Here is a 15,134-nt window from a genome sequence, read left to right as displayed (position 1 = left end):
ATATCAATCCTTTTTCTAAAAATTTTATTCTCTACAAAATAGTTTTATTTTTGTTAGATGATGGAATCCAAATCACCATTTCTAGATACAATCTTTTTACTGCGTAAAAGCGAATGTATTACCCTCTTTTCGAATATTCAGACCATTTCTCCCAAAGAAGAGGAGGAAGCGGAAATGTATTTTGAAGCAGAATTCGAAAAAGAAAGATTGGAATTTCTTTCCGATCAGCTATCCTGTGATAAAATCACAGCAGTTTGGGCAGCAAAAGTCCTGTATCATAGTGCTCAACTATATTTGATAAGAGAAAATACAGTCAACAATCTTGAAAACCTGATTCCAAAATTTAAAGGGATGAGAAATATTTCTTCTATTCTATCAGCAGATTTATCATTAAGATTTTTACCTGAAGTGATGATTGCCCTGAATTCAGTTGATCCTGAAGATCCACTCATCAAATTGCTTGAAGATATCCTGACAGAATTTCATTACTCAGGAGTCGGATATGAACTTGATCTGAAAGGAGTGAATTGGGAAGAAGAGTTGAAAGACAAAACCTACCGGAAATTGTATCTGGAAAGAATTGTTGAAAAAAGAGATTATAAACTGGCGGAAATTCCATTCATCAATACATTGCTTATGGCAGAATTTGGAATGCATAAAGAGGCGTTCTGGAAAGAATTAAAAATAATAACTGAAGAAAATCAATGACGCAGAATATTAATAAACTGAATACAGTTCTAAACTACGTAAAAGATACTTTTGTAGGGAAAAATGATGTAGTAGACCTGCTGGGGATCTGTCTTTTGGCAAGAGAAAATGCCTTTTTGTATGGGCCTCCGGGGACTGCAAAATCAGCCATTGTAAGGACATTGGCAAAAACTGTAAAGGATGGAAAGAACTTTGAATATCTCCTGACCCGTTTTACAGAGCCCAACGAGATATTTGGTCCTTTTGATATTAGAAAATTAAAAGAAGGAGAACTTCTGACCAATACCGAAGGAATGATGCCTGAAGCCTCCATGGTTTTCCTTGATGAGATCTTCAATGCCAATTCCGCTATTCTGAACTCCCTTTTGATGGCGCTTAATGAAAAGATCTTCAAAAGAGGAAAAGAAACAAAACATTTACCTGCTTTGATGTTTGTAGGAGCAAGTAACGTTCTTCCGGAAGATGAAGCATTGAACGCTTTATTTGACCGTTTTCTGGTAAGAATCAATGTAGATTATGTCAATCCGGAACTCCTGCAGCAGGTGCTTTTAGCAGGAAGAAAGCTTGAAAATGAAGAAGAAACAGAGGTGCCGGAAATTCATGCCAATGAGATCAGAGAATTACAGAACCTGTGTAGGACAATAGATTTAAAACCGATCTATGAAGTTTATCTAAATACGATTATGAGCCTTAGAAATACAGGAATTGCTATTTCGGACCGTAGAGCCGTGAAACTTCAGAACCTCATCGCTGCAAGTGCTTTAATTTGCGGGAGAAATGAAGCGGTGCTTTCAGATCTTTGGGTTTTAAAACATATCTGGGATACAGAAGAGCAGATTGAAATTCTGGAAGGCATAGTTAACAGAACGATTGAGAGAGACGACCATCCGAACTCCCATCCACAGGCGATGCATAATAAAACACCAAATCCGGAAGAGGTGATGAAAGATGTAAAAATCCTTGTAGATAAATGGAACGAAGGGCATCTAAGCTTTGAAGAGCAAAATGTGATCAAAGATAAACTGAGATATTTACAGACACGCTGTGACTGGATCAGAAATCCTGAACAAAAGCAATATATTCAGCAGGAAATTGAAAGCTTATGGCAGAAAATTCTTCAGACCCTATAATAGAATTCTGGGCAGAACTTCCACGTGCGGATCAGGACTATCTAGGCTCTATCCGGGATTGGAAGAATGTTCTGATCGCAACAGATGATGAAACAATATGGCTCAAAGGTTTTACCGATGAACAGATATTGAGTTCAGAGCTGCATCAGTTGCCTAACTTTTTACTGTACGAATTGCGTGATGGGCTTTTATTCAAAAAAGAAGCATTGGTTCCCAGCAAAAAAATGAGAACAGCATTGCTTTGGACGTCTATTGATAAAGCTTTAAGGCTCACCTTTCCGACTTCTAACCAAAACTATTTCGGCATCAGTGAAAAAGTCCCGGTTAAGTTAAAGGAGAGTGGAGAAGAACATTCGGTTATTGCTTTGGTAAGCAAAATTGGAGATATCAAAGAAAGTATTATGGCCTTACCAAAGTTCAGACTGGAAAAAATAAAATGGATTGTGATGGGAGATAAAGCTCTTTTTTTAGGAACCCCATTATTAAGTCTGCCGGGGAAAACATATTGGACAAAAGACAGACATCTTTTGCCTTCCGGTTTTGATTTTGAATTTAGAAACCTAAGCACAGTCTTACAAAAAAAATATAATAAAGAGTCAGATGGATGGCTTTTATGGGATGAAAATGGAAATTATCTTTTAATCAAAGAAACAGATTTCAGACCATTATCTGTAAGTTCATTCCGTCTTACTGAAAAATCAAGAGAATGGAATTAAAGGCCTATTTCCAATCTTACGAAAATTATTTCTGGGAATGGAAAACTGATGAAGATGTGCCCGGAGATTCCGGATATCATGAGAATAATCTCCTCTCCATACCCGGAGTGGGTGCTATCGCATATAGACCTTATATCATTGAGGTTCTGAAAGAGCTTCAGCCGCAGGGATGGCCTCCGTTTGGAGCTTTGCTGATGGTTTTATATGCCATGCAGGATGGCTATACAGACTTTGCAGGCCCTTTAAGATATACTGCAGATTTTTACAGTGTCGGAAACTTTGATTTCAATGCAGAAAGAGAAATTGAATTTCTGGAAAAGATAAGAGCCCTTCCGAAAGTTTATAAACAGAAGCAGAACAAAATTATATTGCTGCAGACTTTGTTTAAAGATAGTCATAACAGACTATCTTCTTTAAACGCGGAAGCTTATTTGAGGGTTTATTCTAAAAGACCTCAGGAATTGAGCTTTAGTGCAGAAAAGCAACATGCTGGTCCATCTGTTTTGAACAAAGATCTGACGGCAATAGATCTCAACGAAAAATTTCCAACCGTACAATCCATCATTGACGCCATGAAAGGTTCGATTGAAGAGCCGGAATTAGATGATGAGGTGGTAGAGGAAGAAGCTAATGCAGATACAGATAAAGACTTTATCCGAGAACTGGTGGAAGAATCCAAGACTTTCCAGATAGGGAGCCTTATTAAAAGAATATGGAGCGGACTTAAAATTCCGATGCGTCATCTTTCTCCAGGGGAACAGCCTATTGGAGGTGTTTCTGATATGACCAATAAAGGAGATTTTCATAGAATGCTTTTATCAGAGTTTGCCAACGAAGACGAAGTTTTCATCAATCGTGTGGCGAATAATGAAGCTTTATACATCCAAAGAGAAATACCGCCTGAAGAAAATATTTTTGAAAGAATTATCCTGATTGATACTTCCCTTAGAAACTGGGGAATCCCAAAAGTATTGGCCTTTTCATCAGCCATTGCCATCATCAAGCATCCGAAAGCCCATTCAGAATGTAAAGTAATGGTGCTTGGACAGGCTGCGATTCCTATTTCCTTACATAAAGTTGAAACAGTAATTGAAAACCTTAATCAGGTAAGTCCGGTACTGGAAGTTTCAGGAGCGTTGGAAAAGTTTTTAAATGAAGAATATCCTCAAAAAGATATTGAAGTCTTTTTCATCACTCATCAAGAGAACCTTGAAGACGAAAAAATGCAGCGAGTTATTCACCAGAATAGGGACAGACTTAAATTTTTAGTCGCTACTACTTCATATGGGGAAATTAATTTTTATAAACATCATAAAGGGGCACGAAAGCATATCCAGAAAATAATGCTTCCTCTTCATGAGCTATGGGCCAATCCCCCCAGCAGAAAAAGACTGAGAATAATTCGAATGGAAAGAAAACCGATCTTCCATTAAATTACCCGATCCTGCTCCCAACTCCTGCGAATAAGATGGCTCAGTTTCTGTACGAAGGTGAATTTTTTATCCTGAGTTCAAAAAAACAATTATTGAAAACTTATCTTTCTGATAATTATTATGACAGACATTCTTATGATTACTATAAAACTTATCATGGTTGTGAAGTGATGGCTGAAGGAATTTCTGTAAAACCAACAGGACAGTTTGCGCTGGCAAAAAATAAGCAGCAGCATTTTATATTATGCCAATATCAGCCTTCCAGAAAATTAGTGTCTAAACTGAATGTGAATACAAAAGAATATTCTGAGATCAATGTTACCGGACTAAATATTCCGGATGATTATAAACTGATTTATTTTGACCAAAGTTTTTATCTTCATCAGGCCTCGAACCCTCAATTGTATAAAATAAATATAGAAGGAAATACTTCAGTAGAACCTTTTGATCATCAATACAAAGATATAGACAAAAACATTGCAAAAGTAGAGACAGAAGTAGCCAAACTGAATAGAAGCGGATTAAAAATTATCGGTAATTTTAATAAAATCGGGATTAATGCACATCATAATTTTGTTTTTTCAGGATATGAAATAAGCAGCGTATATGAAAATACCCTCAATCTTTACAAAAACAAATACGATATCCCGATTTTTGCAGAACAGAATAAAAATAAATATACCTTTCCTGATGGAAGCGAGGTCATTGCAGATTCCCGGGGAATGCTTATATTCAGAAGCAGTAACAAAGGGATAGAAGAGTTTTATATTCCGACGACAAGCTATGGATTTCTGGCACTGGCTACTCAGACAGAATTTGGCGGATCAGAATATTATCTTCCGGAACAGACCTTATTGAAGGTAAGAACGATGGAGGAAATGTATCATCAGTATTTGAAACCGTTTATAGAGCAGGTGATGTTATAGATAAGATTATGGAGCTTAGAATAAAACCTTTTCCGAAAAATATATATCCTAAAAATGGACTTTTAATAAAAGGTTCTTCACCTCTTGTATGGCTTCAGGAAATGGAAACTCTGGAAATTGACCTGGATCGTACAAAAGCTTATGCCATTCCAGCAAATACTCCCAACGTCATCTATGGGTGTTTCTTAGTATTTCAAGATCATGTTCCACAGGAAATCGGAAAGAATGCCTATTTTCAATGGGTAGATCATAAACTTTTTATTCCGGAAAATACTACGTTTTATCCAAAGGTTAATCATGAAGATTGGGAAGCGGTAGATTCAACTTTTCTCATTATGCATCCTGAATTTGGATTGGTAAAGCTGTCAGAGCAAATCGATTGGGTCGAATTGATTCAGGAATCTGGAAAGATAGAAGAAACGATAAGAAAACCTTTGAACGGAGTTAAAATTCCACAAATCATAGAAAGCTATACGGTTGAGATAGATGATGAAAAAATGCTCGAGGCATTACAGAAACCTCAAACCGAAGAAGAATGGATGAATAACCTGCCATTTGATTTGAAGAAAGTCATGGCCGGAAATAAAAAGAAATTGAAAAATATTTAAAATACATTGAAAAATATCCTGAAAGAGCTATAGAACTTGGAATACCCTTAGACATTATGGGAACATCCAGGGGCGATGGATTTAGCAAATTTACCTGGTTAGACGGGCTGTTGGGAAGTTCCGGTGCGAAACAGGAAAGTGCAGGAACCAGGAATTTTCGCAGAATATTTTGGGCTGTTATAGTAATCGCTATTGTACTAAAAATAGCTTTACCATCAAATAAGGATAGTACAGCAGGAGAAGAGGAAAATGTAATGTCTTCAGGGAAGATTGTAACAGATGCTGTAAAAGCTCCTTCAGATATGATCGCGTTTCATTCTGGCGTTTCCGAAATAGACCAAAAGATAGATTCTCTATATTTTGATCAAAGAAAAGGTCTGTCCAATGAACTCCTGAATGCAGGAATGCAGGAGAGCAAGACAAAAAAAGAAAAAGAAGAATATAAAAAGAAAGGAGGAAGGGATGTAAGCGCCATTGGTCAAGATATTCAAAAGCTTAGCAGTAAAGAGCAGCAGAGCAGAGATTCTCTTAAAATTATTTATACTAAAAAAATCACTAAGCAGATTAAAGAAAGAAGTGAAGTCCTGAAACGTAAAATCTCAGATTCCTTAAAACAATATACCAAAGGAAAACCGGTAAATGGAGATGTTGTCAAATATCTTTTAAAGAAAAAACAGGTTCTGATGCAGGATTCTTTAGGAAAGCTATACGGAACCATAGATATAGCTGATATGTCACCCCCGTCATCCATCAAAGATTCAAAAGTAAAAGGCGCGGAATCTGGGAGTAATTCGTTAAATAAAGATACTCCTGTTTCAGATATTATTTATATGGTAATTCTAATGATTGCAGCGGTTGGATTATACTCCTTCCTATTTAAAAATAAATCATTGAATCTGGGCGGAGATAATGTCCCGGGCTGGATAAAATTCCTTTTAATTGTGATTCTGGTAGGAATGTTAGTATATCTGTTTTATCCTTTGGTAAAAATGTTTGGATACAACTGGTTTGTATGGGTATTGGCTATTGGGGTGATGTTACTGCTTTACCGTTTGTTCAGGGATGATAAAACCATTTTAAAATCCGATGATGATGAATAAACAGAAATTTATAGACAAATTCATGGCTGCCTTCGTATTGCTGGCCATGTTTAAAGTGATTGGAATTGTAGCACAGCTATTCCATGAAAGTTTCTGGGATGTTGTCGGAACTCTTGTGATTTTTCTAATTGTTGCGTTCATCATTCTTATGGTGATTGCTTTTCTAAAAGATAAAGAACAAAATATACAGAATTCAGGAAAAGGAGGAGCCAAAGGAGGAAATTTTTATCTTGAAAACTCGCTATTTGACAGGATAAGAAGCAAATATGAAGATTTAGCTCAAAAATATATAGAAGAAAAAGACTATAAAAAAGCAGCAAAAGTCTATATGAACCTGTTGCAGGATTATTACAGAGGGGCAAAAATATTGGAAGAGGGTGGTTTCTATAACGAAGCCGCAGCCGTGTATCTTAAAAAATTAAAAAATAAATCCGATGCTGCCAATTGCTACGAAAAAGCCAAGCAATATAAAAAAGCTATTGATCTGTACAAAGAAATGGAGCAGAAAGAAAAAGTAGGAGACCTTTACAAGGAAATCAATGATCTTAAAAATGCCCATATTTACTATCAGATGGTAGCAGACGACTATACCACCAATAATCAGATGGTAAAAGCCTCATTGGTCTACCGGAAGAAAATGGAAAAGCCGGAGGAAGCTCAAAAAGTATTATTAAAAGGCTGGGAAGAAGATAAAGATGCCTTCAACTGTCTGAATAATTACTTTACTAATATATTCGACGGTAAAAAGCTGGAATCAGAAATACAGACGATGTATGAGAAAACACCGGCTTATAAAAAGCTGACCTATCTGGAAGCCATGAAATACGAATTTAAAAAAGATCCGAAATTACAACCAGTGGTGAGAAAGATCGCGTATGAAATCATTGCAGAAAAAGTAGAAACCCGCTCTGAAATTGTGAATGAGCTAAAATATTTTAATCCCAATGATGAGGTAATCCTGAAAGATATTTCAAGATTTAAGACAGGAAGAAATAAGATGTTTAATCATTAATAGCGAGGGAAGCTAGAGGATGGAAGATGGAAGTAAATATTGTCTTTTGAATAGGTAAAAGGTCTTAAAAAATAAGTTTTAATAATGATCTCCTTCATTACTTCCAGCCTCCCTCTTCCAGCTTCCAATCCTCACAACAAGTCCATTTTTCCATAATCAAAAGCAATTTTTCATATCTTTGCACCAGAAAATTATGACAATACAAAGAGCACATATCAATGCAGAACTATTCGAAAGTCCTTCTAACAAAGGATTGTTGGGATATGATGAGGTGATATGGAATGAGGCGAAATGTGCTGACTTTGGAAATTATTTACTATAAACTTGTAAAAAATTAATCAAAATACAACAGAAACGTCTCGAAAAATCGAGACGTTTTTTGTTTTTTAGGTCAGAAATTATTTAGAATGAAAAAAAATAACCATAAACATGAAAAATTTTTAATAAACAATGCAACTTTAATACAATAAAATAGAGTGATAGACAACCCAATGAGAGACAGTCATTTAGGTAATTAAGATATCTGCAAAATATTGCGGACAGAAATCGCTTACTCTAATAATTAAATATAATCATCTGATTATCAATGGTTTAATTTGAAAATTTATTTGCAGGTTCCAAAAATTCATATTTACTTTGCAACCGAAAATTGAAAGCAACAGGTTTTCAGGATTCAATCAAAAATAATTTAAAAGCAAAACAAAAATAAAATGAAACAATTTCATAACATATACAATCAATATTCAAGACTGTTTGGACAAGAGCCGACAGGTGTTGTATGTATTCTTGAAAGTGGAATTGTGAATAAAAGGTGCTTATATACGTGGGTCAGCTAATGATCTTTTACGTAAAAAAATATGAAGCGCCTCTCCAAAAGAGGCGCTTTTTTTATGGTTTCTTTAGCTTATTTGGTAAAGCGCCGGTCTGTGGAACCGGAGAACAGGGTTCGATCCCCGGAGATACCCAAAATATAAAATCTCATGGCTCAAATGGTTAGAGCATCGACCTGATACGTCGAAGGTTGAAGGTTCGAATCCTTCTGAGATTACAATGAAAGTGAATTGTGAAACTAAAATTGATAAACAAAGCGCGAATCATTAAAAAACTAAAACAATCTCATAGCTCAAGTGGTTAGAGCACCGGTCTTTTAAACCGGGAGTTGAAAGTTCAAATCTTTCTGGGATTACTTAAACGGTTCCGTAGCTCAACTGGATAGAGCATGGGTTTTCTAAACCCAGGGTTAGAGGTTCGAATCCTCTCGGAATCACAAAAAAGGTCTATTGAGGTAATGGTAACCTGCCCGACTGTCTCTTGGGCACCGCGAGTTCGATTCTCGCATAGACCGCAAAGATTCATCAAAAGTCTCTGCTCCGGTTGTCTCTCGGAAATGAATTTGAAATGAATCTGCAAAACTGGAAAGATAACGGTGGTTGTTTACCCGTCTTGGACGCGGGAGGTCGCAAGTTCGAATCTTGCTTTCCAGACAGGAATATTAGTAATGAGCAATGAGTAATAAATAATAATAGATTGAAACATAGCTTTCATCATTACTCATCACTAATTACTCATTATTCATCAAGCCGCCGCGGGAATGGTGGAACGGTAGACACACTTGATTTAGGATCAAGGCGCTGAGGGTTCGAATCCCTCTTCCCGTACAAAAGATTTTGTAGCTCAATGGTAGAGCGCTGGTCTGTTAAACCAGAAGTTGAAAGTTCGAATCTTTCCGGAATCGCAGTAACTAAATGTTAATTGTTTCAGGAGAAAATAAAAGTTTGTCAAGAGCAGAAGATCTTTACACCAAAACACAAAAAGTACAGACAAACTTTTTCTTTCTCAATCATTAACAGGTAGTAACTAAACAATATGATGAATACAATTTTAGGTAAAAAATAAAGTCTGCCAAGCGTAGAAGTTCAAACAAAAAATATAGACAGACTTTGTTTTTTTTAAATAGGCAGTAAAAGATTACTCCTATTAAAATATGATGGTTCGCCGAAGTGGAAGAGTCGGGGCGGTCTGCAAAACCGTTGCGTAAGCTGAGTGGGTTTGAATCCCATAACCATCTCAAAAGTAAGCTGAAAATTGGAATGTAACAGTAGATGATCAAATCTATCAATGATCATTCATCAATTATAGCTGAAAAAATATCCTTTATTAAGAAAAGAAAACGTCTGTCGAGCGCAGAAGATCTTTAAGCCAAAACACAAAATACAGACAGGCTTTTCTTTTTTAATAAAGAATGAGCAATAAGTAATCAGTGATTGAAAAATAGTTTTCATCATTACTCATCACTAATTACTCATTACTTATGAATAGGGAAGTACGCCGAAGTTGGAGAGTCGGGGCAGACTGTAAATCTGTTGCTTAATTGCTGAGTAGGTTCGAATCCTACTACTTCCACCAAAAACCGCTGATAATGTAATGGCAGCATGCAGGAAATGTACTCTTGTTGTTTAGGTTCGATTCCTAGTCAGTTGGTCAAAAAAAGAAAATATAAAAATGCTCAATATAATTTTCGAAAGAAAGGCTTGTCAAGCGTAGAAGTTCTTTTTGTTAAGCAAATTTAAAGACAAGCTTATTCTTTTTAATGAGGAATAATGAGCAATAAGTAATCAATGATAGAAGAGTCATTTTATTATTACTCATCACTAATTACTCATTATTTATAAAAAACGCTCTATTCGTCTAACGGTAAGGACGCCTGCCTTTCGAGCAGAAAATAAGGGTTCGATTCCCTTATAGAGTACTGGATGTGAATAACTGGTCAATATTAAATTGATTTTAATACCATGAAAGTTCAGATTAAAAGAATTGGCCAGTTGCCATTCACACAAAATGAAGAAAAGAAAAAAAGGTTGTCAAGAGCAGAAGATCTTTAGTCAATAAAAATAGACAACCTTTTAATTATGAGCAATGAGCAATAAGTACTGAATGATAGGAAAGTAGTTTATTATTACTCATCACTAATTACTCATTGCTCATAAAATAGGGAAGAGTGGTGTACTCGGTGTGCACGTTAGTCTGAAAAACTAAAGGTACAGGTTCAATTCCTGTCTGTTCCGCAAAAACATGAATGATAAGTAATATAATGAATCATCTTTGATACTTGACTGTTTTTAAACATTACTCATTACCAATTACTTATTACTCATGAATTAATCTGATTCATAGTGTAATGGGCAGCACACAAGATTTTGATTCTTGGAGTTTAGGTTCGAGTCCTAATGAATTAACAACTTTTACTCTGATAGTGTAATGGCAGCATCTCAGTCTCCAAAACTGATAGTACTGGTTCGAGTCCGGTTCGGAGTGCAAAAAATGAATAGTCAATAATGAATTTTTAAAATTGACCATTCAGTAATTAATTATCAACAATCATTTATCAATTATAAATTAAAGTATGTAGAAAAAATGGAAACGCAACAACAACAAACATGGCAGAATATGAATGGAAAAATGTTCCAAGACTCTATCACACAGCTGGTAGAAAAAGCCATTATTCGCGAACAGGCAAACGGACATCGTCTGAAAGTATGTGTGGGATCAGACTCTCACGTATATGGAGAAGCTATTAATTATGCTACAGCAGTAGTATTTATTCGTGAAGGAAAAGGAGCGTTTACCTTTATCAGAAAAGAAAGAGAAATACAGAGCATCAGTATCAAAGAACGAATGCTGAATGAAGTCAACAAATCCGTTGAAATCGCTTATGCAATCTGTTCTGTATTGGACACTTATGGAGTAGAAATGGAGGTACACGCAGACATTAATACCGATCCTGATTTTAAATCTAATGTAGCATTAAAAGATGCGATGGGATATATTCTGGGAATGGGATATGTATTTAAAGCAAAACCTTTTGCCTTCGCAAGTTCCAATTGTGCAGATATGATGGTATAACAAGATAAAAAATTAAAGATTAAAACCAATAACCATGTATTTTTTAATTCAGTCTAATGTGTATTTAGATCCGGATCATTACAAAATTTTTGAGGCACTGGAAGAATTGAATATTGACTATGATGTCATTAATATTCCTCCAACAGCAGATAAAATAGACTTTGAAACAGATAGAAAAGATGTTTTTGTCTATGGTTCGGTGACGATTGCAAGACTGGCAAAACAAAATTCAGACTGGTTTCCCGGTTCTTTTTATGGTGGGAATCATTTGTATGAGGTATACTCTCAATATTATGGTGAAAACCTGTTGAATCATAAGGTTTCTGTTCATAAAATTTCTGAAGCATTACAATGGGAAAAAGGTGAAGAGAAATTTATCAAACCATACAATGAAGCAAAAATTTTCACAGGAAAGGTTTTTATAGAATCAGAATGGAAAGACTTCATTTTTGAAAGATTAGAAAATCAAGCCAACAGAATTACAGCAGATTCTTTAATTCAGGTCTCAGAAGCAAAGCGAACCATAAAAGAAGCAAGGCTTTGGATCGTTGGTGGGCAAATTGTGGATAGTGGCTACTACAGATTTAATGATAATGCTCCTTTCGAAGAAAATGTTTCACAGGACGGATTGGATTTTGCAAAAAAGATGATTCAGTTGTTTAATCTTGAAGAAGCCTTTGTAATGGATATCTGTTTAACGGATAAAGGTTGGAAAGTCGTTGAAATTAATTGTATCAACAGTTCCGGATTTTATCCCAATACCAATGTGAAAAGTGTGATTAAAGCATTGAATATCTACTTTTCAAATTAAAAAATAAAGAAATGCTTTTGTATGATAAAATTACAGTGATAGACATAGAAGCGACTTGCTGGGAAGATGACAAGATTCCTGAAAATCAGGAAAGAGAAATTATTGAAATCGGAATCTGCAAGCTGAATATGTCAGATGGAAGCATCGAAGATAAAAGAAGTTATTTCGTAAAACCTTACAAATCCGAAGTCAGTGAATACTGTACACAACTGACCGGAATTACAGCTGAAAAACTGGAAAAAGAAGGACTCTCTTTTCAGGAAGCCTGTTCAAGAATCAGGAACAGATATAATTCGCTGGTCAGAATTTATTCAGGATACGGAGGATTTGATAAGGAAATTATGGAAAGTCAATGTAAAGAAATGGGAATAAGATCTCCCTTTAATACAACTTATATTGATCTGAAAATATTGATAACCCTGATGAAAGGAGAAAAGCCAAGAGGTCTTTTAAAAGAACTCGAAGCAAGAAATCTTGAATTTGAAGGAAATAACCACAGCGGAGCAGACGATGCTTATAATACCGCCAAACTATTATATCACGTGTTAAGAAAATAACACAAAAAAACTAGAAACATGACTCACAATAGAATAGCCGTTATCGGCTTACACGAACAGGAATACGAATATATACGACAACATTATGATGGCCTTATGATCTGGCACCAATCCATTCCAATGATAAAAGTTGTGGACGGAACCTTATATGTTGAAAAGGCCCAGGGAGTAGGAATGCTTCCGGTAGATAAGGTCGTGTATCACGGGATTTTTGAAGATGATCTCGATCTTATCGCCGGATTGACAATTTGGAACGGCCCATGTTTCCCAAACGCTTACGGAATGCTCGAATGTAGATTGAAAATTCCTTGCCTTGCTAAGGCGATGAAGTATTCAAAATTTAATTCCCAAAGAGGATTTATCTCAGCAGGAGCTTATGTGAATACAGATACCGAGTTAGTGGCAAAATGGGGAAATTGGCATTGTGGAGAGAACAAACATAAATTTACAGGAAGTTGGGAAAGTACAGAAAATAGTGTGCTGGAACCTTATTTTGAAGGCGATGCTGTAAGAATTTTAAACATTGGTGAAAAATCCTGGCAGATAAAGCTTGAAGGAGATACATGGCTAAAATCCATCCATCCGGATGATGCCCAATTCATGGAAATGGATGCAGAACTTTTACAAGATACCCTGATGTTAAAAGAAAAGATAGGAATGGATGTGATCGCGAATGACTATATCGTTCAGAAAAACGGTCATAAACATTTATTGGAAATTAATCATATACCTAATATTACAAGGTTCGAAGAAGTGAGATTACATTTTTTAAAGACCGTTGTAGATTGGATTCATGAGGACTAGGTAAAGTTCAAAAAAAATAATACGATGGAAATGACCAAAAGACTATTGTTTCTGGATGATATTCGATATCCGATTGAGGCATATCGTTATACCAAACAGGATATTTTTCTCAGGAGAGACTGGCATATTGTTCGGAATTACGATCAGTTTGTCAATAGAATTCTAGAGAAAGGCCTTCCGGAAATGATTTCTTTTGATCATGATCTTGCAGATGAGCATTATCTAAAACAGGATGCCGGTGAGTTTGTGGAAAAAACAGGTTATGACTGTGCAAAATGGTTGGTAGAGTACTGTATGGATAATTATTTAGACTTACCAAAATTCTATAGCCATTCCATGAATCCCGTAGGAAAGGAGAATATATAAAGGCTTTTAAAAAACTTTAAAAAACTAAAAAAATGATTTTCAAAACATATAACTCTATAGAAAATGCTTACCAGAGCCGAATGATCGATCAGATCAAGATGCAGGGCTTTGGAGATGAGGTTTTCATCGTGCAGGAAAAAGTTCATGGAGCTAATTTCTCTTTCTTTACCGACGGAAAGGAAATTAAAATCGCCAAAAGAACAGCTTTCATTGAGAAAGAGGAGAAATTTTATAATGCACACAAAATTTTGGAACAATACAGAAAAAATGTAATTAATTTGTTTCAAAAAGTGAAGACAATATATCCGGATATTGAAACTGTAGTCATCTACGGTGAATTGTTCGGCGGCGGTTACAAACATAAAGAAGTAGAACCCGTAAAAGACGCAATAAAAGTGCAGGCAGGAATTGAATATGCACCTTACAACGATTTTTATGCATTCGATATTAACTTGAATGGGGTTACTTATTTGGATACGGATATTGCCAACTCAATTTTTGAGGAGACCGGATTTTTCTATGCTAAAACCTTATTTGAAGGAACTTTAGAAGAAGCTTTGATGTTCCCGAATGTTTTCAATTCTAAAATCCCAACCTGGTTAGGATTACCGGAAATGAATAACATGTGTGAAGGAACCATTATCAAAACTCTAAAAACCAGATATTTTGGAAACGGAGCCAGAGTCATTCTTAAAAATAAAAATGAAAAGTGGATCGAAAAGTCTAAAATGGTCAAAAAACAAGATAAAATTGTTCAAAAAAAGCTTGATTTCAGTGAAACTGCTCAAAATATCTGGAACGAAATCCAGAGATACGCAACAGTGAACCGTTTGAATAATGTGGTGAGCAAAATCGGCGAATTCGAACCTAAAATGATAGGAAAAGTGATTGGTCTTTTTGCGCAGGACATTTTAGAAGATTTTGAAAAAGATTTTCCGGCAGTTTTTACAACCATTGAAAAAGAAGAACAGAAAAGGATCAACAAAAAGTTGAATTCTTTAGTGATTGATATTGTGAAAGAAGAATTAAATTCAGCAAAAGTATAGTTTGGGATTGATGC

15 protein-coding genes and 14 tRNA genes are annotated in these 15,134 nt (G+C 35.5%); all 29 read left to right on the top strand.

Annotated elements, in window-relative coordinates; genetic code table 11:
- The first annotated feature begins 57 nt into the window (after positions 1–57).
- The 29 genes from H5J24_RS19060 (at position 58) to H5J24_RS18920 (ending at position 15,120) form a co-directional block, all read left to right on the top strand.
- A complete protein-coding gene (locus tag H5J24_RS19060; protein WP_228407568.1) occupies positions 58–708 on the top strand; it encodes a hypothetical protein in 651 nt (216 codons plus the stop codon).
- The gene (locus H5J24_RS19055; RefSeq protein ID WP_068939900.1) at positions 705–1,838 is read left to right on the top strand and encodes an AAA family ATPase; all 1,134 of its coding nucleotides are present in this window, start codon (positions 705–707) and stop codon (positions 1,836–1,838) included. Before H5J24_RS19060 ends, H5J24_RS19055 begins: the two co-directional genes overlap by 4 nt.
- Positions 1,811–2,554 (top strand): hypothetical protein, encoded by a 744-nt coding sequence (locus H5J24_RS19050; protein ID WP_068939898.1) that lies wholly within the window; start codon positions 1,811–1,813, stop codon positions 2,552–2,554. The genes H5J24_RS19055 and H5J24_RS19050 overlap by 28 nt, the downstream gene beginning before the upstream one ends.
- Positions 2,545–3,987: a hypothetical protein gene (locus tag H5J24_RS19045; RefSeq protein ID WP_232815782.1), complete on the top strand. Its 1,443-nt coding sequence runs from the start codon at positions 2,545–2,547 to the stop codon at positions 3,985–3,987. Before H5J24_RS19050 ends, H5J24_RS19045 begins: the two co-directional genes overlap by 10 nt.
- Positions 3,918–4,913, top strand: coding sequence for a hypothetical protein (locus H5J24_RS19040; protein ID WP_232815781.1), 996 nt, complete (start codon positions 3,918–3,920; stop codon positions 4,911–4,913). The genes H5J24_RS19045 and H5J24_RS19040 overlap by 70 nt, the downstream gene beginning before the upstream one ends.
- A gap of 8 nt (positions 4,914–4,921) precedes the next feature.
- Entirely contained in the window at positions 4,922–5,521 is a 600-nt protein-coding gene (locus H5J24_RS19035) for a hypothetical protein (RefSeq protein ID WP_232815780.1), read from the top strand.
- A 56-nt stretch (positions 5,522–5,577) separates the two neighbouring features.
- Positions 5,578–6,621, top strand: coding sequence for a hypothetical protein (locus tag H5J24_RS19030; protein ID WP_232815779.1), 1,044 nt, complete (start codon positions 5,578–5,580; stop codon positions 6,619–6,621).
- The gene (locus H5J24_RS19025) at positions 6,614–7,633 is read left to right on the top strand and encodes a soluble NSF attachment family protein (protein WP_068940150.1); all 1,020 of its coding nucleotides are present in this window, start codon (positions 6,614–6,616) and stop codon (positions 7,631–7,633) included. Before H5J24_RS19030 ends, H5J24_RS19025 begins: the two co-directional genes overlap by 8 nt.
- Positions 7,634–7,826: 193 nt before the next feature.
- Complete coding sequence (locus H5J24_RS19020; RefSeq protein ID WP_068939893.1) at positions 7,827–7,955, top strand: penicillin-binding protein; 129 nt, start codon at positions 7,827–7,829, stop codon at positions 7,953–7,955.
- Positions 7,956–8,531: 576 nt separating this feature from the next.
- A tRNA-His gene (locus H5J24_RS19015) sits at positions 8,532–8,599 on the top strand.
- Between the two features lie 8 nt (positions 8,600–8,607).
- Positions 8,608–8,681: transfer RNA gene (locus tag H5J24_RS19010), tRNA-Ile, on the top strand.
- Positions 8,682–8,745: 64 nt separating this feature from the next.
- Positions 8,746–8,819 (top strand) — tRNA-Lys (locus H5J24_RS19005).
- Between the two features lie 7 nt (positions 8,820–8,826).
- Positions 8,827–8,900, top strand: a tRNA-Arg gene (locus H5J24_RS19000).
- 7 nt (positions 8,901–8,907) lie between these two features.
- Positions 8,908–8,978: transfer RNA gene (locus tag H5J24_RS18995), tRNA-Asp, on the top strand.
- Positions 8,979–9,045: 67 nt separating this feature from the next.
- Positions 9,046–9,117 (top strand) — tRNA-Pro (locus tag H5J24_RS18990).
- Between the two features lie 101 nt (positions 9,118–9,218).
- Positions 9,219–9,291, top strand: a tRNA-Leu gene (locus H5J24_RS18985).
- Between the two features lie 5 nt (positions 9,292–9,296).
- Positions 9,297–9,368: transfer RNA gene (locus tag H5J24_RS18980), tRNA-Asn, on the top strand.
- Between the two features lie 251 nt (positions 9,369–9,619).
- Positions 9,620–9,701: transfer RNA gene (locus H5J24_RS18975), tRNA-Cys, on the top strand.
- A gap of 251 nt (positions 9,702–9,952) precedes the next feature.
- Positions 9,953–10,039: transfer RNA gene (locus tag H5J24_RS18970), tRNA-Tyr, on the top strand.
- A 271-nt stretch (positions 10,040–10,310) separates the two neighbouring features.
- A tRNA-Glu gene (locus H5J24_RS18965) sits at positions 10,311–10,382 on the top strand.
- Positions 10,383–10,625: 243 nt separating this feature from the next.
- Positions 10,626–10,698: transfer RNA gene (locus H5J24_RS18960), tRNA-Phe, on the top strand.
- Positions 10,699–10,797: 99 nt separating this feature from the next.
- Positions 10,798–10,869 (top strand) — tRNA-Gln (locus tag H5J24_RS18955).
- Positions 10,870–10,877: 8 nt separating this feature from the next.
- Positions 10,878–10,948, top strand: a tRNA-Trp gene (locus tag H5J24_RS18950).
- Positions 10,949–11,047: 99 nt separating this feature from the next.
- Entirely contained in the window at positions 11,048–11,536 is a 489-nt protein-coding gene (locus H5J24_RS18945; protein ID WP_068939891.1) for a ribonuclease H-like YkuK family protein, read from the top strand.
- Positions 11,537–11,570: 34 nt separating this feature from the next.
- Positions 11,571–12,347, top strand: coding sequence for an ATP-grasp domain-containing protein (locus H5J24_RS18940; protein ID WP_068939889.1), 777 nt, complete (start codon positions 11,571–11,573; stop codon positions 12,345–12,347).
- 11 nt (positions 12,348–12,358) lie between these two features.
- Entirely contained in the window at positions 12,359–12,904 is a 546-nt protein-coding gene (locus H5J24_RS18935) for a 3'-5' exonuclease (protein ID WP_068939887.1), read from the top strand.
- 18 nt (positions 12,905–12,922) lie between these two features.
- Positions 12,923–13,708, top strand: coding sequence for a hypothetical protein (locus H5J24_RS18930; protein WP_068939885.1), 786 nt, complete (start codon positions 12,923–12,925; stop codon positions 13,706–13,708).
- Positions 13,709–13,738: 30 nt separating this feature from the next.
- Entirely contained in the window at positions 13,739–14,074 is a 336-nt protein-coding gene (locus H5J24_RS18925; protein ID WP_390881164.1) for a cyclic-phosphate processing receiver domain-containing protein, read from the top strand.
- Positions 14,075–14,106: 32 nt separating this feature from the next.
- Positions 14,107–15,120, top strand: coding sequence for an RNA ligase, Rnl2 family (locus H5J24_RS18920; protein ID WP_068939884.1), 1,014 nt, complete (start codon positions 14,107–14,109; stop codon positions 15,118–15,120).
- The last annotated feature ends 14 nt before the right edge of the window (positions 15,121–15,134 follow it).

It is taken from the genome of Chryseobacterium capnotolerans (assembly GCF_021278965.1).
In the GTDB taxonomy this organism is placed as follows: Bacteria; Bacteroidota; Bacteroidia; order Flavobacteriales; family Weeksellaceae; genus Chryseobacterium; species Chryseobacterium capnotolerans.
The sequence above is the reverse complement of the archived record's forward strand: the minus strand, read 5'-3'. Positions and strand labels throughout refer to the sequence as shown.